General features: G+C 36.6%; 20 protein-coding genes, 1 other RNA gene and 2 pseudogenes. 11 read left to right on the top strand and 12 right to left on the bottom strand.

The genetic code is table 11. The features are described from left to right. A pseudogene (locus tag C4E06_RS13570) lies at positions 1-248 on the bottom strand (DNA phosphorothioation system sulfurtransferase DndC); the annotation flags it as partial. Positions 249-345: 97 nt separating this feature from the next. Here C4E06_RS13570 and C4E06_RS13565 point away from each other — a divergent pair. Further along, positions 346-1,551, top strand: coding sequence for a DNA sulfur modification protein DndB (locus C4E06_RS13565; protein ID WP_107668556.1), 1,206 nt, complete (start codon positions 346-348; stop codon positions 1,549-1,551). Between the two features lie 29 nt (positions 1,552-1,580). On the opposite strand, the gene C4E06_RS13560 is transcribed toward C4E06_RS13565, so the two are convergent. Beyond that, entirely contained in the window at positions 1,581-2,498 is a 918-nt protein-coding gene (locus C4E06_RS13560) for a DNA sulfur modification protein DndB (protein WP_198648665.1), read from the bottom strand. Positions 2,499-2,851: 353 nt separating this feature from the next. Between C4E06_RS13560 and C4E06_RS13555 the strand changes: the two genes are divergently transcribed. Both C4E06_RS13555 and C4E06_RS13550 read left to right on the top strand, forming a co-directional pair. Then, positions 2,852-4,465, top strand: a complete 1,614-nt coding sequence (locus C4E06_RS13555; protein ID WP_107668555.1) for a DGQHR domain-containing protein — start codon at positions 2,852-2,854, stop codon at positions 4,463-4,465. Positions 4,466-4,518: 53 nt separating this feature from the next. After that, positions 4,519-4,881, top strand: coding sequence for a hypothetical protein (locus C4E06_RS13550; protein WP_107668554.1), 363 nt, complete (start codon positions 4,519-4,521; stop codon positions 4,879-4,881). Positions 4,882-5,118: 237 nt separating this feature from the next. Here the strand turns inward: C4E06_RS13550 and C4E06_RS13545 are convergent, their stop codons facing one another. From C4E06_RS13545 to C4E06_RS13535, 3 genes are all read right to left on the bottom strand, one after another. After that, positions 5,119-5,361 (bottom strand): DUF4327 family protein, encoded by a 243-nt coding sequence (locus tag C4E06_RS13545; RefSeq protein ID WP_107668553.1) that lies wholly within the window; start codon positions 5,359-5,361, stop codon positions 5,119-5,121. Between the two features lie 306 nt (positions 5,362-5,667). Continuing rightward, on the bottom strand, positions 5,668-5,922 hold the full coding sequence (locus C4E06_RS13540; protein WP_107668552.1) for a DUF4327 family protein: 255 nt from the start codon (positions 5,920-5,922) through the stop codon (positions 5,668-5,670). 188 nt (positions 5,923-6,110) lie between these two features. Beyond that, positions 6,111-6,827, bottom strand: a complete 717-nt coding sequence (locus tag C4E06_RS13535) for a precorrin-2 C(20)-methyltransferase (protein WP_107668551.1) — start codon at positions 6,825-6,827, stop codon at positions 6,111-6,113. Between the two features lie 297 nt (positions 6,828-7,124). Between C4E06_RS13535 and C4E06_RS27935 the strand changes: the two genes are divergently transcribed. The 7 genes from C4E06_RS27935 (at position 7,125) to rnpB (ending at position 14,802) form a co-directional block, all read left to right on the top strand. After that, positions 7,125-9,623, top strand: coding sequence for a GGDEF domain-containing phosphodiesterase (locus C4E06_RS27935; protein WP_107668550.1), 2,499 nt, complete (start codon positions 7,125-7,127; stop codon positions 9,621-9,623). A 336-nt stretch (positions 9,624-9,959) separates the two neighbouring features. Further along, positions 9,960-11,318, top strand: a complete 1,359-nt coding sequence (locus tag C4E06_RS13525; protein WP_107668549.1) for a 16S rRNA (cytosine(967)-C(5))-methyltransferase — start codon at positions 9,960-9,962, stop codon at positions 11,316-11,318. 69 nt (positions 11,319-11,387) lie between these two features. After that, a complete protein-coding gene (locus C4E06_RS13520; RefSeq protein WP_107668548.1) occupies positions 11,388-11,810 on the top strand; it encodes a TerB family tellurite resistance protein in 423 nt (140 codons plus the stop codon). A 152-nt stretch (positions 11,811-11,962) separates the two neighbouring features. Beyond that, positions 11,963-12,670 carry an NYN domain-containing protein gene (locus C4E06_RS13515; RefSeq protein WP_107668547.1) on the top strand — a complete coding sequence of 236 codons (708 nt, stop codon included), beginning with the start codon at positions 11,963-11,965 and terminating at the stop codon, positions 12,668-12,670. A gap of 10 nt (positions 12,671-12,680) precedes the next feature. Then, entirely contained in the window at positions 12,681-13,193 is a 513-nt protein-coding gene (locus C4E06_RS13510) for a GNAT family N-acetyltransferase (protein WP_107668546.1), read from the top strand. Positions 13,194-13,206: 13 nt separating this feature from the next. Further along, entirely contained in the window at positions 13,207-14,373 is a 1,167-nt protein-coding gene (gene corA, locus C4E06_RS13505; RefSeq protein WP_107668545.1) for a magnesium/cobalt transporter CorA, read from the top strand. A 13-nt stretch (positions 14,374-14,386) separates the two neighbouring features. Beyond that, positions 14,387-14,802: RNase P RNA component class A (gene rnpB / locus C4E06_RS13500), an RNA gene on the top strand. 175 nt (positions 14,803-14,977) lie between these two features. Here the strand turns inward: rnpB and C4E06_RS13495 are convergent. From C4E06_RS13495 to C4E06_RS29570, 7 genes and pseudogenes are all read right to left on the bottom strand, one after another. Beyond that, positions 14,978-15,823 (bottom strand): serine/threonine-protein kinase, encoded by an 846-nt coding sequence (locus C4E06_RS13495; protein ID WP_255412151.1) that lies wholly within the window; start codon positions 15,821-15,823, stop codon positions 14,978-14,980. 81 nt (positions 15,824-15,904) lie between these two features. Further along, a complete protein-coding gene (locus tag C4E06_RS13490; RefSeq protein WP_107668543.1) occupies positions 15,905-16,093 on the bottom strand; it encodes a hypothetical protein in 189 nt (62 codons plus the stop codon). Positions 16,094-16,109: 16 nt separating this feature from the next. After that, positions 16,110-16,502 carry a type II toxin-antitoxin system death-on-curing family toxin gene (locus tag C4E06_RS13485; protein ID WP_107668542.1) on the bottom strand — a complete coding sequence of 131 codons (393 nt, stop codon included), beginning with the start codon at positions 16,500-16,502 and terminating at the stop codon, positions 16,110-16,112. After that, positions 16,489-16,671: a DUF2281 domain-containing protein gene (locus tag C4E06_RS13480; RefSeq protein WP_107668541.1), complete on the bottom strand. Its 183-nt coding sequence runs from the start codon at positions 16,669-16,671 to the stop codon at positions 16,489-16,491. The genes C4E06_RS13485 and C4E06_RS13480 overlap by 14 nt, the downstream gene beginning before the upstream one ends. A gap of 110 nt (positions 16,672-16,781) precedes the next feature. Beyond that, complete coding sequence (locus C4E06_RS13475) at positions 16,782-17,165, bottom strand: DUF5615 family PIN-like protein (protein WP_107668540.1); 384 nt, start codon at positions 17,163-17,165, stop codon at positions 16,782-16,784. Next, a complete protein-coding gene (locus tag C4E06_RS13470) occupies positions 17,165-17,509 on the bottom strand; it encodes a DUF433 domain-containing protein (protein ID WP_107668539.1) in 345 nt (114 codons plus the stop codon). Before C4E06_RS13470 ends, C4E06_RS13475 begins: the two co-directional genes overlap by 1 nt. 110 nt (positions 17,510-17,619) lie before the next feature. Continuing rightward, positions 17,620-19,058 (bottom strand): annotated as a pseudogene (locus C4E06_RS29570) (GUN4 domain-containing protein). 527 nt (positions 19,059-19,585) lie between these two features. Here C4E06_RS29570 and C4E06_RS13460 point away from each other — a divergent pair. Then, the gene (locus C4E06_RS13460; RefSeq protein ID WP_107668557.1) at positions 19,586-20,599 is read left to right on the top strand and encodes a 30S ribosomal protein S1; all 1,014 of its coding nucleotides are present in this window, start codon (positions 19,586-19,588) and stop codon (positions 20,597-20,599) included. Positions 20,600-20,856 lie beyond the last annotated feature (257 nt).

Below are 20,856 nucleotides of genomic sequence, written 5' to 3'. Positions count from 1 at the left end.
TTTTCAACTAGGGTATCCGTGGTAATAACATGAATTTTCTTATGACGTTTTTTAACGGGTAAGGCTGCGATCGCATTCCAAACTAACTGTAAAACTGCTGTACTATCTTTTCCCCCAGAGTATCCAATGACAAAGGGAATGTCATCAGCACAATATAACTCTTGAATTTCTGTAGTTAACTTTTGTATAGCTTCAACTAATTCCGTGACAGTGCGAGGGGGAAAGAGGGTTGTCTGTATATTTGTCATACCCAAAAGTCAGTAGTTTACTGGATTCCTAAGAGTTTAGTCTGTGATTATGATAGAAGGGTAAGTATTTTCCCGACAATCTAAATTACTATCATATATGTTTGACTCTATTTCCGACCATAAAGAACTTAGTCACTCTCTCAATCAGGCTTTAGAATCATATTTATCTAAGTTTTATCGCAAAAAATGTTATCTGGGTTTACGGTTTCGTCAGGGAAAACGAACAATGATCCAGATTAATGTACCTGCTCACGATCTACCCACTTTATTACAAGCAAAACATTCTGAAAATAATGATCCTGATTCGGGTAAAAATCGTCCCGAAGTGCAAGGCCATGCAGAAGAAGTCAAACAATATATTGTCAAGCGTATTCAAAAAAATAAACCCTGGATTCTTGGAACCCTTACTGCTAATATTTCTCCTGATAGAATTGAATTGATTGAGTTAGCTAGAGAACTTTGTCTAGTTGTAATTCCCCGTGGTGTAAAATTAGATATCACTGATGGGCAACACCGAAAAAGGGCAATTCATGAACTGATCGAAAGTACCAATGGTGAATTAATTGGAGATAATGATTTTCCGATTACTTTAGTTTTGGAAAAAGATTTTAAGCAATGTCAAATGGACTTCCGAGATATGGCACAAAGTAGGACATTAGATCCTTCACTCTTATTATCTTTTGGAGAATTTGAAGGATATATCGGTATTATGAAAACGGTACAGGAAAACGTACCAATGTTTAAAGATAAAACTGAAACAATTAAAAAATCTCCTTCAACTAAACATAAACTACTTTATACTCGAAATTATCTTGCAAAAATGGTTAGTTGTGCTTTTGCAAATGATACAAAAGCTGAGCTAGAAAACTGGAATGTTGAAACATCTTCTAATGCTTTAGTTGTTGGTTTGAATCAATTCTTCTCAGAATGCCAACAAACAAAACATATTTTTGAAACAGAAGCAAAAGACTTAACAGTTGAGGAAGTAAGAAAATTTAAAGAAACTTGTATATTAGGGCGTAGCGTTGGCTTAGAGGTATTAGGGCGTTTACTTTATTTCACTTATGATCAAGAAAACAATCATTTTGATAGCTCAAAAGTATCTCAATTAGCTCAACTAGATTGGTTATGCAGTAGTCAAATTTGGCATGGTAATATTATTAGAGTTGAGACTAATCCTAAAGATCCGACGAAAGCTTATAAAATTTCTGCAACTATGGGAAGTGTTAAAAGTGCAGTGGATAAAGTAAAAATTCATTTAGGTTGGATGTCACCGCCTAATCCTCAATTTCAGTTGTATTAATAACAGGATAAAGTGGGCAAAATAAAGACTTATTTGAGAACATCATCATCTAAAAAAGTTTGCCCACTCAGCAAAAGTTCTGAAACATTCAAACCTTGTAATTTTTCTTTCCAACTATTAGGATAATTAGTTAATAATAATCTCCCAAACTTCCCTAACCGTAACAATAACTTGTCAAAATTTTCATCATTTTTATTAGCTTCTAAATAATGAATCACTTCTTGCCAATAAGACAAAACAAAGTCAATGTTTTGTGTATCATCTTCTAAAGCAACATCCCGTAATAACTCAATTGTTGCTTGATATAATTGAGTTAACGTCAATAACTTATCTGATGTTTTCGGTATCCTATCCCCATCTAAATAAGTATAATCATTAAAAAACTTAAGGGTTTTAGCTACCTTTTGAACCATCAAAGCGATCGCATTTCGATTATCATAGAGAATAGTTAAACTAAGAGGTAACTTAACCCCCCAACGGTTAAGATCAATAAACAGTTGTTGACACTGTGGCAAACCCGTATCAATATATAAAATGACGGGTATGGTTTCATATTTTAACTGAGGGTTAGCGCGTAAGGCCATTTCTAAGGCAACCCGGCGATGTAACCCGTCATGTATCCTTAAACTCCCCTCCATGGGAATACGCAAACGGCCCAATTTTCGCATTTCGGCCACCTCTCCCACTGCTTCAAACGTCGTATCCGCGTCAATACTGGCAGTAATAGCAGAAAAGACATAATTGTAACGATTTTCTAAAATATATTGACAAATTTTCTTCGATCTGCTCTTATTTAACCGTCGCTGACTCCGTTGAAACGGCGTTATTCTCTCATCCGGTAAAGGAAACAACTTCGGCAATATTCCCAAGGGACACATAGAAACATAATACTCCCGTTCTCCTTGTATCCCCCGAATCACTGGTAATACATATTCAAACCCCATCATCTGGCCTTATCCAAATTTAAAACAAGGCTATTATAATCTAAAACTTGTATAATGTTTTTAAAAACTTTGTTAGGGTTTTATAAAACTACATAAGGGTTTTAAAATGAAAAATGTATGATAATATTTGTAAATTCTTAGTCGAAAGCTTCCCAGAAGACTTTGCCCGTTGGTTACTGGGTTAAGCGATACCCTTAACCACTCTAACCCCATCGGAGTTATCTTTCAAACCTTTATGATACTAAAAACCTGTTGCCTGTTCCCTATTCCCTATTAATTGGTTTGAAGATTAAGGTATAACTTGTAAGGTGATGCACTCCCCACCCTACCGAAAAGAACATAGTTAAATAATTAATATGGATCAAGATATTACGAAACAACTGCAACAACAAGAAAGCGAAGAAAAACAGGCACTTGCTTTATTATTAGAACGGTATTTATCCCGTCAAGATCAGCTTTTTGTGCAGAAAACCCAGATGGGAACTACGCAAAGTTATCTAGGATCAGTCTCTTTAGAATGGTTAGCCAGTCGGGTGCATTTTGCCTTACAATTACCCTTATTTCGCCGTAAATATGACCCCAAAAGCAACAATATTATCCGTGATTCTGAAACCGTAGAAGAATTACAACAACGCCCTTTAGATTGGTCAAGACAAGCACATTTAGCCCAATATTTAGCGGTTCTAAATAATCATAAATTCCCCCCTATTTTAGTGGTTATTAGTCAAAATTGGGTCAATAATCCTGATGCAGGAGAATGGGATATAAATAACCGTGCAAAAGTCAGTGTAGATGAGTTTCTATCTTTAGATAAGAATGATAGTGTCGGTTTGTTAAATATTGGAGAAAACTATTCAATTTTTGCCCTAGATGGACAACATCGACTAATGGGGATACAAGGGTTAATGGAGTTATTAAAAACAGGAAAATTAGAGGTTTATAATAAGGTAAAAAAAGCAACAGGAACCCCTATTACCCTTGATGAATTAATAGAAGAATATGAGCTCGATCCCATTGCTTTACAAAGTTTAGCCAAAGAAAAGATCGGCATTGAAATTATCCCCGCAGTCATCAAAGGAGAAACCTATGAAGAAGCAAGAAGACGGGTAAGATCCGTATTCGTTCATGTTAACCGTATGGCCATTTCTTTAAGCAAGGGACAGTTAGTTTTATTGAACGAAGATGATGGCTTTGCTATTGTTTCTAGACGACTCGCTATCACCCATCCACTGTTAAAAGATCGAGAGGAAAAAGACTGGAATTCTCGGGTCAATTGGGATAGTGCAACTATTGCTAATAAATCCACTGTTTTAACCACATTACAAGCACTACAAGATATGACAGAGGGCTATTTAAACTATCAATTTCCTCATTGGAAAAGTAAGGACAAAAAGAATTTGATCTCTTTACGTCCCGACGATGAAGAAATAGAAGAAGGCTTAAATTCTTTATCTGAATTGTTCGATGGCTTAGCAAATTTACCGAGTTATCGACAATTAGAACATGGGGTTAAAACCTATGAATTAAGACGTTTTAACCATGAAAAAGGAGGAGGAGAAGGAAATTTTTTATTTCGTCCTGTGGGACAAATTGCCTTAGCCCAAGCCTTAGGATTTTTAGTATTTAGTAAAAATTTTGAGCTAGAAAGTCTTATAAAAAAACTTATTTATTTTGATGAAATTGGCGGTTTTAGTTATATGGATACCTCCCAATCTATTTGGTATGGTGTACTTTATGATCCGATGAAAAAACGCATTCAAGTATCAGGTAAAAAATTAGCTAGTCGTTTATTAATTTACTTATTGGGTGGGGTAAAAGATAACTTAGAAAAGGCCGAACTTCGTCGGGCTTTAGCTGAAGCTAGAACCATTAAAGATGCGGCGACCAATGAAGAAAAAACCATTGATTTTAAGGGAAACTTTGTCAACCCTAAAAATGTCGGTTTACCTAACATTTTAGTTGATAGTTAAGGGTCATTGTGTCATGATGTCTGATAAATAATATATAATAATGTTGCTTTAATATGAATACCGATACTATCTTTCAACTTCTACAACAATCTTTTCGAGTGGGAGTCGGTTTCACCGCTTCTGTGTTAGAAACCCTCCAAGATGCCCAAAAACGGAATCAAACTTTATCGGAACTGCAACAAGAGATTAGGGAAAAAATCGAAGAATGGGCAAGAAAAGGGGAAATAACTGAACAAGAAGCCCGTGAATTCCTCGATCAATGGTTAAAACAACAATCATCCTCGAAAAATCCCCCAGGATCTGCGTCTTCAACCCACACGAAAGCTAATGTTGACCAAGAAATTCAACAACTCACTGAAAAAATTATTACCCTCAGACAAGAACTTGAATACTTAAGAGAGAAAAAAAAGCCTTAAACCTCTGAAAATGAAAGTTTAAGACCATTTTATTGTTTACTGACATCTTGCATCAGTACATAAAAACTAAATAATTATGAAAAAGTAGTCAATTTTGAATAAGTTAGCATCAAAATGAAATACTTTTGCCTGTCTTGGTGAGCGTTCCCTTGCGCAGATGCGAAGGCGCGGGGTCTCACCGCTCTTGCCTCTTGCCTCCTAAACTAGCTAGTTTAAGCGAAGCTGCAAGATATGAGTTTAGTCATTAGACCAAGTTTCACAACAAATGAGATCACTGATGCGATCGCGTAATAAATACTCAAATTTGGCCAGTTCGTGTTCAACCCAGATCCATTCCCGAGGGGGAATATAATCGCATAAACTAGAAATCGGCTGTTGACGGCTAATTAAACCCCGATCCACTAAATGACGGGCTTCTTGTTGTATAAAATCGATAGAATAGTGGGAAAAACTAACAGGAAATTCTGTGGAAAGATTCATAAGTAGAACACCAAACCAGTTAAAATCAAGACCCTGACTCTTAAAATGATCGAACGTACAAGGAAAAGCTGCAAAGTCTTTTTGTATTCTTGATTACATTTTCTCTCCAATTATGTCAGTAAGTGCTAAAAATTCCATTTTCCTTTAGAATTATTCCTTTTGATATAATCAAAATTTAAGTCCTAATCGGGGGACTAGGACTCAAAGAGGATATTCAAAAAGGTTTATTGACAACAAGATAAACTTTGGTGACTACTAGAACAATCGAACTTGTTAAGGAAATTAAAATAATGGTACAATAAAAAATTAATCACTTTCCCAACTTTCACAAGCCATCAGGTCTCCAATTTGATCCCGTAATAAATATTCACATCTTTCTAATTCCGTTTCGACACACACCCACTCGCGGGGAGGAATAAACTCACAAAGAACATAAAGAGGTTGCTGACGACTAACGATACCCATCTCGACTAGATGACGGACTTCGTCTTTAATCATACTGATAGTGTAAGTGGTAGAAGGGGCTGAAGGAGAAGGGGACGTTAGGGTAATAGGACTCATAGAAATTTACCAAGTGACTAGGAAGGCTTACTTCTTACTATAGTCTAATTTCCACTAATAATAAAGTTATTTTCTGCTGTAACAAAGAATACATTTTAGTTTTTTAAGTTTGAAGCCCCGTTATATCAAGGTTTACAGGATGTTAAAAAATGTTAATTGAGCAGTCACCCGTGATCAGAAACCCGTTATTATTTTTGACGGATAATCATCACAGAAAAATAGGAAAGGTTTAAATGTGGGTGATCACTGAGGTTTCGATAAATTTTTTCTTCCGGTTGGTTCGCCCGTTCTACAATAAAAGCATGATCCAATAAGTTTAACTGTTCTAGTTTCTCCCAAACCTGAGAATAAACGGAACTCACTTTTAATAAAACAATGACATCGGCCCAACTCAACACTTGATCGAGTTCATCCCGATGATACAAAGCAGGGATAATGGCTAAATTTTGAGAACCCAGGGTTAAGGGTATCCCTAATACCGAAGCAGCAGACATAGGAGAAGAAACCCCCGGAATGGTTTGTATCGTGACACTAGGATAATTTTTTCTGAGGGTTTGGGCCAGATAGGTGAAGGTACTATAAAAACTGACATCTCCTTCACAAGCAAAAGCCACATCAAGTCCTTGATCAAGATAGTCCCATACCGTTGCGGCGGCTGCTTTCCAAGCTTGTTGTAACTGCTGTTCATCTTGAAGATAGGGAAAATGAAGGGGTAATTTTTTTTGCTGTGGCCTGATCCAAGGGTCAATAATTGTTTCAGCTAAACCGGGTTTACCCTTCACCCCCAGAGGAAAAGCAATGACAGAAGTTTCTTGTAATAACCGTTGTCCTTTGACGGTAATTAATTCTGGATCACCGGTTCCTACACTCACCCCGTATAAAGTTCCTGTCTCTTTTTTGAGCAAAATTGATTTAACTCCTCATTGAAGATCAATTATTTTTTCATCGTTGCTTATTTTTGATAACTTTTACCTAAAAACAACATTAAGATTCACAAAGAATGATTAAAAACAGTTACATATTATCAAACTAATCTTTACACAAAAAGTCATCCTGCTGACCACAGAAAATCCATGAGTTATGTTAGCCTATAGATCAGATTTCACAGATAACAATCATTTAGATTTAGACTTAATTCCCTCTTTCAAGATTTCCTATGGTCATCATCCACCGTATTAACCAGAAATAGTCGATCAAAAATTATGGATAACAGTCAAGAAAATAGAAGGGAACCAGTTTCTGAGAAAGGGGAGAAGTATGATCAGACAAGTTTAGATCATTTAACAGATTTAATCAGTTTTCATACGGGAGAAGGTATCTATTTATATATTTCTCCCTCTTGTAAGTCTTTATTAGGGTATGATATTCACAATTTTATTGGACAATCAGCAGAGGTTTTATGTCATCCTGAAGATTGCGACTTAATTAGACAATTTTATGACAAACTAAAAAAGCAATGGAATATTAATTCGATCACTTATCGTATGCGTCATCATGGGGGACATTATATCTGGTTAGAAACCTCAGCCAAAGTGATTCCTAATCAAGAGACAGGAGAGATTGAAGAGATTTTTTGTCTTACCCGTGAAGTCACCCAACAAAAGCGAAATCAAGAACAGTTTAAAAGTCATCAACAACCTCATACCTTCATTTTAGATAACTTACCAGATTTAGTCACAACTCACACCCCAGAGGGAATTTATCAATACGTTTCTCAAGTTTCTCATCAGTTATTAGGTTATTATCCCCAGGAGTTAATTAGTCGATCCATTGCTTCATTTTGTCATCCTCAAGATCAACCTTTAATTAAACAATTTTATCAAGAATTACAACAAAAGAAATCCTTAGCTACAGTGACTTATCGTATGAGTCATAAAGATGGCCATTATCTATGGATAGAAACCATTGGCAAAGGAATCATTCATCCACAAACGGGAGACATAAAAGAGATATTAGCAACGTCTCGTGATATTACAAAACGTAAGCAAATAGAAGAAGCTTTAATTCAAGCAGAACGACAATATTATAAGATTTTTGAAAAGAGTAATCAGGGAATTTTTAAACTCAGTTCTGACGGTTATTTTTTAGATGTTAATGCGGCTTTAGCCCAACTATATGGTTACGATAGTCCTCAAGAATTATTAGATAAGATTCATGATCGAGCTAATCAATTTTATGTTGAGGCACAAAACCAGGATAGTATTTTAAACAGTTTAAGAACCGATGGAGAGATTCTCAACTTTCACTCTCAAATCTATTGTAAACAGGGAGAAATGATTGAGATTGAAGAAACCATTTGGGCAATTTATGATCAGTATGGAGACGTTCTTTATTATCAAGGAACTGCCCACAAAATTGAAAATAATCTTCAGAAAGAAGAGGAGTTAGCCAATAATAATTTAAGAGATAGGGTTACTTATTTACCCAATCGTCAATGGTTTTATCAACAGTTAGAAACCATTTTATTAGAGAATCATAGTCACTCCTTAGCTGTCATTCTTATCCATTTAGATAACCTTCACCTGTTACATGAAAGTTTAAATATTACCCAAGATGATGACCTAATCATTCAAATAACCAAACGCTTGCAAAATAAATTAAGAACAGAAGATATCCTAGCCAGATTAGGAGAAGATGAATTTATTTTGTTAGTGCAAAATCAATCAGCACGAGAAATTATTTTAATTGCCAAAAGAATTTTAAACATTATTCATTTTCCCTTTGAAATCAACAATAATCAAGTATTTGTTCGAGGCTATATAGGGATTAACTTCAACAAAATCAACTATCAAAAACCTGAAATCATGGTTAGAGATGCCCAGTTAGCCATGTATCGAGCCAAAACACAAGGCAAAGAAAATTATGCCATCTTTAATCCTAAAATCAAAGCAGACGCTTTAACTCGTATTCAACTAGAAACTGACCTAAGACAAGCCATTAAAAACCAAAAACTCTCCCTATCTTACCAGCCTATTGTTGAATTAAATACAGGTTATTTAAGGGGGTTTGAAGCCTTAGTGAGATGGCAACATCCCGTGAAAGGAAATATTTCCCCTGTGGAATTTATTCCCATTGCTGAAGAAACTGGATTAATTAATTCTCTGGGATGGTGGGTATTAGAACAAGCTTGCTATCAATTACAAACATGGCAAAATTTAAACACAAAAGCGGGACAATTGGTCATTAATGTTAATGTCTCAGCCCAACAACTAAAACAAGAAAAATGGGATGATAGACTGAATCAATTGTTAGAAAGCACTGGCATTGAAGGAAGCCAATTAAAATTAGAAATTACGGAAACCTGCTTGTTAGAAACTGCTCAGAATGAAAACCAAAGAGTCAAACAATTAAAAAACTTAGGATTAGGATTATGTATTGACGATTTTGGCACCGGTTATTCATCGTTGAGTCGGTTACATGAATTTCCCATTGATACCTTAAAAATTGATCGTTCTTTTATTAGTCAATTGGGCATTTCTGATAAATCAATCGTTCCCATGATTATTAACTTAGCCCATACCTTAGGCATGAATGTCGTAGCAGAAGGAATTGAAACACGGGAACAATTTAATCAATTACAGGGTTTAAATTGTGAATTAGGGCAAGGGTTTTTCTTTGCTAAACCCATGACTAACGAACAAGCAACCCATTGGGTGATGCAAGACATTAAAAGTCGTCACGAGTTTGGCGTTGGGCGTTAAACTCATATCTTGCACCTTCGATAATCCCCCCTGCCCCTAACCCCCCCTGCCCCTAACCCCCCCTGCCCCTAACCCCCCCTGCCCCCCTTATAAAGGGGGGTGTGGGGGGTGTGGGGGGTGTGGGGGTAGGCAAGAGCGGTGAGACCCCGCGCCTTCGCATCTGCGCAAGGGAACGCTCACCAAGACAGGCAAAAGTATTTCATTTTGATGGTAACTGATTCAAAATTGACTACTTTTTCATAATTATTTAGTTTTTATGTACTGATGCAAGATGTCAGTTAAAACCTTGATTTTTGGGTCACAATTCAAGAAACTAAATAAAACCCTATTTTATAGATGTCTCCTTCTAAAAAAAATCCTAACGCCCGTCAACTTGCCTTAGACATTTTACGAGAAATTGATCGAAACAATAGTTATACTGATATTGCTTTAAATAGAGGATTAAATCAAAGTGATCTTAATCCTAGCGATCGCAGTTTATGCACAGAACTCGTCTATGGTATCATTCGACATCAACGCACCTTAGACACCTTAATCGATCAACTGGGAAAAAAAAAGGCACAACAACAACCCCCAGACTTACGGCGGATTCTTCATATTGGACTCTATCAGTTAAGATATCTCGATCATATTCCTCCCTCGGCTGCGGTTAATACCAGTGTTAACCTAGCGAAAGCGTATCAACTTAACCGACTTTCAGGGGTGGTTAACGGCATTTTACGGCAATATATTCGCAGCAGTGAAGACAGTCAAGATCCCCTCATCTTACCCTCTAACCCCATCGAAAAAATTGCCATTCAATCTAGTTTTCCTGACTGGATGATCGCAATGTGGGTTCACCAATGGGGAGAAGCAACCACCGAAAAACTCTGTCATTGGTTTAATCAAACCCCTACCATTGACATCCGGGTTAACCCCTTAAAAACCACCCTTGAAACCCTACAAACCCAACTCAGCGAAGCAGGGGTTAACGCCACTCCTTTGCCTCCCTTTCCTGCTACCTTGAGACTACAGGGGAAAATAGGAAGGATACAAACCTTACCGGGGTTTGAGCAGGGCCATTGGACCATACAAGACAGTAGCGCGCAACTGGTGAGTTATTTGCTTGATCCCCAACCCGGAGAAACCATTATTGATGCTTGTGCAGCCCCAGGGGGAAAAACCACCCATATTGCTGAGTTAATGGGGGATCAGGGGACCATTATCGCTTGCGATCGCACCCCATCCCGTCTCAAAAAAGTGCAACAAAACGCCCAACGCTTACAATTAAATTCTATTCAAACCAGAGTGGGAGATAGTCGTCATTTAAGCCAATTGATCAATCAAGGCGATCGCGTCTTAGTAGACGTTCCTTGTTCCGGGTTAGGAACCCTTCATCGACACCCGGACATTCGTTGGCGACAGACCCCTGAAAACATTCAAGAATTATCTCGTTTACAACAAGAAATTTTAACCCAAGCAGCCCAATGGGTCAAACCCCAAGGAACCCTAGTTTATGCCACTTGTACCCTCAACCCAACGGAAAACCAACAGATCATAGAAACCTTTTTAACCCATCATCCTCAGTGGAATAGAGAACCCCCTTCAACTGATTGGCTTTTTTCCCCCTTTGTGACATCATCAAAAGGGATCGAAATCTTACCCCATGAACATCATATGGACGGTTTTTTTATGGTGAAGTTAAAGAAAGGTTGAGAGAATACCAATTAATCTCAAAAATATTTCATCATAAAAATAGAGAAAAAATAACGAGAGTCATTAATAATGAATACTCAAACTCAAAAGAAACAACTGCTAAAAATTCTCATTGGTGCAGCTTGGATTGATGGTATTATTCAGGTAGAAGAAAGAGACTATTTAAAACGAATGGCTCAGACTCAAGGCTTATCTGACGACGTGGATCTCAAGTCTCTTTTATCAGAATTAAAACCGGTTCAGCCGACTCAATGTTATCAATGGTTAGAAGAATATTTAGGAGATAATCCTACCACCAAGGACTATCAAGAATTATTAGAAGCCTTAAGTGCTTTGGTTTATAGTGATGGGGATATTCAAATGCAAGAAGCCCAACTATTAACTAAATTACAATTACTTGATCCTGCTCAAGACTCTCCTAAATCAGCTTTTGATAAAGTCATTAAAGCGATTCAAAAAGTTTATAAAAAAGCCATTGATCAAAAGCTTTAATAATCAAAAACTGACACCAATAAAAACAGCAATTATCTAAACACTGAACTAAGATTAAACTAGAAATTAGACATAGCTAGGAAATTTTTATTCATGTTCATTTTAACCAATATTCATTAACCTGATAGCCAAACAACTGCTAACCTATTAATATGAAAACCTTAGAGGATGGCTCCAGCAACGTACGTTTAGCGGTTTTAATTGATGCTGAAAATGTCAGTGCAAATATTATTGAAGCTTTATTACAAGAAGTCGCTAAATATGGAACGGCTAATGTAAAAAGAATCTATGGGGACTGGACGAGTAATCAATTAAATAGCTGGAAAGGTAAAGTTAATAAATTAGCACTGCAACCCATCCAACAATTTCGATATACAACGGGTAAAAATGCCACTGACAGTGCGTTAATTATTGATGCAATGGATTTACTGTATACGGGAAATTTTGATGGATTTTGTTTAGTTTCTAGTGATAGTGATTTTACTCGTTTAGCCTCTCGAATCAGAGAATCTGGGCTGATTGTTTATGGATTTGGAGAAAAAATTAAAACACCAGAAGCTTTTGTGGTTGCTTGTAACAAATTTATCTATACTGATATTTTAGCCCATCAACAACCCTCCGAAAATCAAAAAATAACAACCAATAAAAAACTATTAGAGTTATTGAAAAGTGCTTATGATTCTGTAGCAGACGAAGAAGAATGGGTTCATCTCGGACCATTTGGCTCACAATTAACCAAATTATCTCCCTCGTTTGATTCTCGAAATTATGGTTATAAAAAACTCAGTGAATTAGTTCAATCTGTGGATATTTTTACTATCAAAAAAACTCGGTTTCATTTGATGATAAAACTAAAATAGGAATGATAATATGGAGAAAATAAGACTAGCAAAATTAGAAGATTTAGAAGACATTGTTGACATTTATAATGCGAGTATTCCCAGTCGTATTGCTACAGGGGATTTACAGAAAATAACAGTTGAAAGTCGCTTAAAATGGTTTCAAGAAAGAGATCATCAACATTATCCCATTTGGGTCATAGAAAATGAGAATAACATCATTGGTTGGATCAGTTTACAACATTTTTATGGTCGTCCGGCCTATAAAACTACAGCAGAAATCAGTTTATATATTGCCGAAAATTATAGAGGTCAAGGAATTGGAAAAAAACTCTTAGAATATGTCATAAAAAAAAGTCCAAAGCTAGGATTAACCAATTTACTAGGATTTATTTTTGCCCATAATCAACCCAGTTTAAATTTATTCAAAAAATACAACTTTCAACAATGGGGATACTTGCCAAAAGTAGCTCAATTGGATAATATCGAAAGAGATTTAATTATTATGGGACTACATTTAGATTATAAAAAAGATAAACTATAACTGAAAATAAATTATGACTCAATCACCCATTACTGACCCCCAAATATTAAACCCAGAAGAACTAGAAAAAGAAGAAGAATCTGATTATTTTGATTACTTTTTTGATGAACCCGGTAGCGAACCCGGAAAGTTAAATATAGAACCCGATGCTAAACCTTCCCGTATCGTTTTAATTGATTATGATGAGTCCCATGCGATTCGGAAAGTCGATGTCACCCCCAAAGCATTAACCCCCTATTTAGGAACGAATACCATTTCCTGGATGGACGTTCAAGGGTTAGGAAGCGAGAAAGTCCTCAAACAAATTGGAGAAATTTTTCAGCTCCATCCTTTACTATTAGAAGATGTGGTAAACGTCCCCCAACGACCGAAACTAGAAGATTATAACGAACAATTAGTCTTAATTGTTCAGATGGTTCGACCCAATGCTGACGAAGAAGGATTTGAAAGCGAACAAGTGAGTTTTGTGTTAGGAAATAGATATTTACTCACCTTTCAAGAAGAAGAAATCGAAGATTGTTTTGATATTGTTAGAGAAAGAATTAGGGCCAATCAAGGGAAAGTCAGGCAACAAGGGGCTGACTATTTAATGTACTTATTGTTAGACTCCATTATTGATGGTTATTTCCCCGTTTTAGAAGATTATGGCGATCGCATTGAAGATATAGAAGATGAATTAGCCATTGCTCCCAATACCAATCAATTAAAAGAAATTTATGTCATTAGAAGAGAATTATTAGCCCTACGTCGCGCCATTTGGCCCTTAAGAAATGTGACCAATATGTTAGTCCGGGGAGAAAGTTCTCTAATTAGTTCTGAAGCACAAATATATTTTCGAGACTGTTACGATCACGTCATTCAAATCTTAGATATCGTCGAAACCTATCGAGAATTAGCCTCTTCTTTAATGGATGCTTATCTCTCATCGATGAGTAATAAAATGAATGAAGTGATGCAAGTGTTAACCGTGGTTTCGACGATTTTTATTCCTCTGACCTTTATTGCCGGAGTTTATGGCATGAACTTTGAATATATGCCAGAACTTAAGACCCGTTGGGGTTATTTTAGCTGTTTAGGGTTGATGGCTGCGATCGCAGGAGGCTTAATTTTCTTCTTTTGGCGGAGAGGGTGGTTTGAACCCTTTTCCCGTCCTAACATTCCCCTTTCAAAAAAAGATTAAAATAGAAATAGAAAAGAGTTGGCGCGAGAGTTGCGAATGGGTCAATTGAACCCCTTCGAGGAAAGTCCGGACTCCCGAAAGACCAGACTTGCTGGATAATTCCCAGTGCGCGTGAGCGTGAGGATAGTGCCACAGAAAAATACCGCCTTTTTCAGTGAACAGTGAATAGTGAGCAGTTAATTACTGATGACTGAAAACTGATAATTGATAGCTGACAGAGGTAAGGTTGCAAAGGTGTCGGTAAGAGCGCACCAGCAGTATCGTGAGGTACTGGCTCGGTAAACCCCGGTTGGGAGCAAGGTCGAAGGGACAAAGGTTGGTCTTTTTCCTGTCCCGTTTTAGGTGTACCGCATGAGGCGTTTGGTAACAAACGTCCTAGATAGATAACTCTCCATTGAACAGAATCCGGCTTATGTCCAACTCTTTTCTTTTACTTATATCTTGCACCTTCGCTAAAACTAGCTAGTTTAGAGAGGGAACAGGGAATAGGGAACAGGGAACAGGGTGAGTTTTGACTCTAAAGGCTTAAGAATTGATTTGATTTGTTTTGTTGTTGAGTTTTTATGTACTGGTGCAAGATGTGAGTTTTAATTATTTTAACAAATTAGACGCTATTAATTAATGCTTGTTTAAAGGTTGTGGCATCTTTAAAATGCAGTTCAGGATGATCTTGTAAAGCGAGATCAATAAGATTAGCTAAACCTTGGGGAATATTAACATTTCTTTGATGAATAGAAACAGGAGAATCTTGTAAAATAGCTAAAAAAGGATCTTTATTATCTAAGTCTCGGCAATAGCATCCTGTTAACAGATAATATAGGGTTGCTGCGGTTGCCCAAATATCCACTTCTGGCTGTACATATTTGAAGTTTAACACCTGTTGACGGGGCATAAAAACGGGTGTCCCTGCTTTATTTCCTGTCATAGTTTGCCCGCTTAAACCAGCTAAATCAAAGGCTTTTGATAATCCATAATCTGCTAATTTTGCAGTTATTTTTCCTTGACTTTTTACTAAAAATATGTTACTAGGTTTAATATCTCGATGAACTAAACCTTGACCTTTTTTGATGCTTCCATCTGCTTGTTTTATGTTGGGAATTTCTGCATGATGAGCATAGATTAAAGCATCCAAAACTTGATAAATAATGTTCAAAGATTCCTCAATATTTAGTTTACCCCCTCTTTGCTGTAATAAGTCTTCAACAGTTCCCCCATTGCAGTATTCTAGGGTAAAGAAAAAGGTTCCTTGATGGTATCCTGTGTTTCGTAATTGTACAATATTGGGATGGTTTAAAGCTTTGGTATTTTCTGCTTCTCTTAAGAATGATTGTACTGCGTAATCATTAGCAGCAACTTGGGGTAAAAGCATTTTTAACGCAATATTTTCTCCTGTATTTTTATTATTAGCTAAAAATACCTCACTAAAACCTCCCTCTCCTATTTTTTTTATAATTTCATAGTTTTTTAAATCACTTAATTTTTCTTCTGTTTTTGCGCGTTTTAAGAGATTTTGCAGAAAGTTTAAAAAGTTTCAATTTTTCGGTTCTTGTATTGCTTCAGGTTTCCAGGTTGTAGCGATTTTCTTTTCTATTTCTATAGAGACTTTAAATATAGTTTCACTCAATTTTAATTCATCTCCTGTGTTTAAATCATATTCAGAAAATTTAAAGGTTTGTCCCTTTAATTTTCCTTCAATAATAGTTAATGTTACTTTATCCATTGTTTGTTTAGTTGTTTTAAATTTCTATAATACTCTCTAACAAATAAAGAATTAATTCTTGTTTACTTAAAACTTTAGTTGCTACTTTCATCATCATTTCATAAGCTTCTATATCATTAATATTAAGAGAATATTGATTAATTCTAATGAAAACATCAGTAACAGCAAATGCTGTTCTTTTATTACCATCAACAAAAGGATGATTCATCGTCAGATGATACAAGTAAGCTGCTGCTTGACTATAAATATTAGGATGCAATAATTGACCATTAAAACTAACTTGTGGTTGAAAAACTGCTGATTTTAATAACCCATAATCTCTAATTCCTAAGCTACCGCCAAAACTTTTAATTTGGTCATCATGAATCATAATTACTTCTTCTATAGTAACAAATCTAGGATTCTGCAAGACGACGATAAACCTCTTTTCTTTCTTGTTTTGAGTTTAAATAAGCGTTCCAAATATCATTAGTATTTGTTTCTACTTTTTTTAGTTGTTGAATGTAGGTTAAGATGTCAGTCAAGCTAGACTCTGATAATGATTCAATTTCTTGTATGATTTTTTCTTTAGTATTCATAATCTTTGTAATCCTTGTCGGGTTCAATTTTAATTATACAGTATATCCCGTAGGGGTTTAACAGTTTTAAATCCAGAAACCCCATATAATGCTATTAAATACAATAATTATTAATAAGGTAAGTTTTGAAATATTATTGCTCCCGTAATAGAAATATAAAGCACACGATTAATCATTTCTCTTCCTGCTTTAATTTCTGCTTTTATCGCTTTTACTGCTTTTGATACTACCTCACTTTGTTCCTCTCTTAATAAATCTCCTTCTTGCAAAAATACAATTCCAGAATGTACTTCCATCAATGTTGCAAACCTTTCAAAGTCTGCTATATTTGCTGTTATTAAAATTCTATCTTCATTAAACGCATAATTTAAAACAGTTCGATCATCTTTACCCAATAAACCTCTATCTCTCACTGCTACTGCATCAATCAAATAATGTTTACAAAGATGTTGTGCAACTTTGGGAGAAAGATCCTCATCTATTAAGAATTTCATTATTTTTTGACTGTTTCTATCTGGGGATAAGTTTTTACATACATTTCTGCAAACTTGAGATCCTCAAGACTTAAATAGGGATAATCTTCTAAAATAACCTCATAAGATTCTCCTTTTTCTAACATTCCCCCAATGTGACGTACTGATAACCTAGAATTAGGAAAAACTGCTTCTCCTCCCATTATCTTGTCATTTATTATTAGATTTTTTTTCCATTCAGCAAACTGTTTCATAAATTTTTTTGATAGCTCAATAGTTATAATTATACAATACATCCCGTAGGGGTTTAACACTGTTAAACCCACACAACCATTAAACCCAACACCATTAAAGACAAATATCATTACATATTAATCATAATTAACCCCTAATAAACAACAGATAAAATGATGGGCATAATATTATTATGCCCCTACACAAACATATTATTAAAAATTTCTACAAGCCTTATATGTTACAGTCTACAAGTCTCGACGCGAGAGAACAAATCAACATATAATATACCTCTCCATTCCCATCCACCTCCTAACACCCACAACCACTCTAAACCCAACTTTCCAACCCAACCACACCCACTATAAGGGAGATGCCCCTGTGGATCTGATATATTATATGTGATATTTCTGTAGTACAACCAGCTTCCTGCTTTGCTCCATCCCACGGTATCACCGAAGGTTTGCCAGACTTCTTGATTATAGTCTCTTGTGCCTCCTAAGCGGTGGTAAATTTCCTTTTGGACAGAAAAGCCAAACTTACCCCCACTATAGTCTAACCAAAGCTGATTTATGGTGCGTAAATCGGTACAGGGAAAATTATCTATATCCTTTTCTCTTAAATATTCTTCCTTGCTGCGGTTTGCTGCTTGACACATTACTCTTGCTGTTTCTTTATCTGCTGCTTTCCACTTTCCTGCTTTTAACAAGTCTTTTAACCTACTATAATCTACCCCTCTATCTGATGCTAAATCATCCTTTTTTTGTGAGGGTGTAGAGACGTTATTGACAGGTGTAGAGACGTTATATATAACGTCTCTACGGGGTGGTGTTTTTACAGATCTATCCCCCCTTTGTCCCCCTTACTAAGGGGGGATAATGATAATAAATCTAGCAATTCTTGAATGGTTTGAGGGCGGTTTTCGGGTTGTAATTCCATCCCTTTGAGAATAGCATTGTTAGTGCGATCGCTTATTTTATTATTAAACTTTTGGGGAGGAGGTAACGCTGCATAACTACGAAACTGTGCAGGAATCGGAACCTGATTTGTTAATAAGTTATATAAGGTTGCAGCTAAAGAATAAACATCTGTATAAACATCTCATTTTGCTCGTTCTTCGTATTGTTCGGGGGGTGCATAACCATCGGTTCTATAATTAGTATGGGTTCTCGTTTCTCCTGCGGTAAACTCTCTTGCTATACCAAAATCAATCAATTTAGCAATATTTCTCGACAATAAAATATTATGAGGTTTCACGTCTCGGTGTTAAAAACCTTGAGCATGAATATAAGTTAAAGCTTCTCCTATTTGTTGAATAATGGGTAAAGCATCCGCTTCTTTAAACACTCCATTTTTTTGTAAATAAACCGCTAAATCATCTCCTTTGATATATTCCATCACCATATACCACAGTCCGTCCTCATCAAAGACATTATGAACCGTCACAATATGAGGATGACTGCATTTTGCCAATAAAAAAGCTTCTTTAATAAACTTATTTTGTAAATCTAGAAAATTCTCCTTTCCTTGTACTGTTGCATTTAACGTTTTAATGGCTATTTGCTGATTTAATGGGGTTTCTGTTGCTAAATAAGTCACCCCAAAACCACCAGCCCCTAAAATAGAATTAATTGTATAACGTCCATTTTGGAGAGTTTCCCCAGAATTTAGATATCTCATAGAAAATAAAAAATATGCAAAACTTTGAATTAATTAATGGTTAATTGTTAATTAATGAAGCCTATTATTGGATATTGTAGATGATTTTAGCTGATCCATTAACCTGGTGGATTACGATGGATTGTTATAACATTGTCGCCATCTAACTCACCCTACCTTCGACTATTGCCACCCCCTCTAACTCCCCCTTTTGTGAGGGGGAGAACCCTTGCCTATTCCCTATTCCCTATTCCCTGTTCCCCGTTCCCTATCCACAAAATTAATCTAAACAATCTCTCACAATTAGCAATCGTCGACTATAATTTAATAGTGATATGATAAAGAATCTGTATCCTGACACTGATTGAACAAATTACACTCAATCTTCTAAGACCGTCCTTGTCGCCTGTGGTGAGAAGGATATTCTTCATGGCAGTTCATTCGCTTAGGGAAAGGCTCTTATGTCTGACCCCCTAAAATTGGAAACTGTACATCAACAGGAGGCACCGCCAACGATTGGAGATTCAGATATAGGAAAACAAAAGTACATGGTAACTCAGAAAACAACAACAAAAGACATAGGTTTCACGCACGAAGATTTCGCAGCCCTGCTCGACAAATACGATTATCATTTTAGTCCTGGAGATATTGTTCCTGGGACGGTTTTCAGTATGGAACCGAGAGGAGCATTAATTGACATTGGCGCAAAAACCGCTGCTTATATTCCCATCCAAGAAATGTCAATTAACCGAGTGGACGACCCGGAAGAGGTTCTCCAGTCCAACGAAACAAGAGAATTTTTCATCCTTACCGATGAAAACGAAGATGGGCAGTTAACCCTATCCATTCGTCGTATTGAGTATATGCGAGCTTGGGAGCGGGTGCGCCAACTCCAGGCAGAAGATGCCACCGTGCGGTCTGATGTCTTTGCCACCAACCGGGGCGGTGCCTTGGTGAGAATTGAAGGGTTACGGGGCTTTATTCCTGGATCTCATATTAGTACCCGTGAAGCTAAAGAAGATTTAGTCGGGGAAGTCTTGCCCTTAAAATTTCTAGAAGTGGATGAAGAGCGTAACCGTCTGGTGCTCAGCCATCGCCGTGCGCTGGTAGAACGGAAGATGAACGGCTTAGAAGTGGGTCAAGTGGTCATTGGTTCAGTCCGTGGTATCAAGCCTTACGGGGCATTTATCGATATTGGCGGTGTCAGTGGACTGCTCCACATTTCTGAGATATCCCACGATCATATTGATACCCCTCACAGTGTCTTTGGTGTCAATGACGAACTGAAAGTGATGATCATTGATCTCGATGCCGAAAGAGGACGTATTTCTTTATCCACCAAACAACTAGAACCGGAAGCCGGTGATATGTTGAAAAATCGGGATTTAGTCTTTGAAAAAGCAGAAGAAATGGCGGAAAAATATCGTCAGAAACTTCTAGCTGAAGCCGAAGGCAGAGAAATGCCCACAGAAGAAAATGTAGAGGAAGTTCCGACCGCCTCTGAGAGCGAGGAACCTCAACAAGAGGAACTAGCAACCAGTGCGACGGCAAACGAAGAATAAGTAATCGGCTCATTAGACCGCAAGGAGACTGCAACTTTAACCCCGTTAGGTTGTAGAGGAATTGCGGTCTAATCATGATCGGGGATCAGTTAACAAATAATTAATAATTAAGAAGATAAAAATAGATCAACCCATCGTAGAATTGTAATTAATTGTAAGGGATCAAGCCCTCTGGCGTAAAACTAAGAACATATTGATTAAAATAAGGAAAGGCATATTTCTTATTACCCAACTATAAGGGAAATCAACCATCAGGA

It is taken from the genome of Cyanothece sp. BG0011, from assembly GCF_003013815.1.
Taxonomy (GTDB): Bacteria; Cyanobacteriota; Cyanobacteriia; order Cyanobacteriales; family Microcystaceae; genus Crocosphaera.
This window is presented reverse-complemented; position numbering and strand designations above follow the sequence as displayed.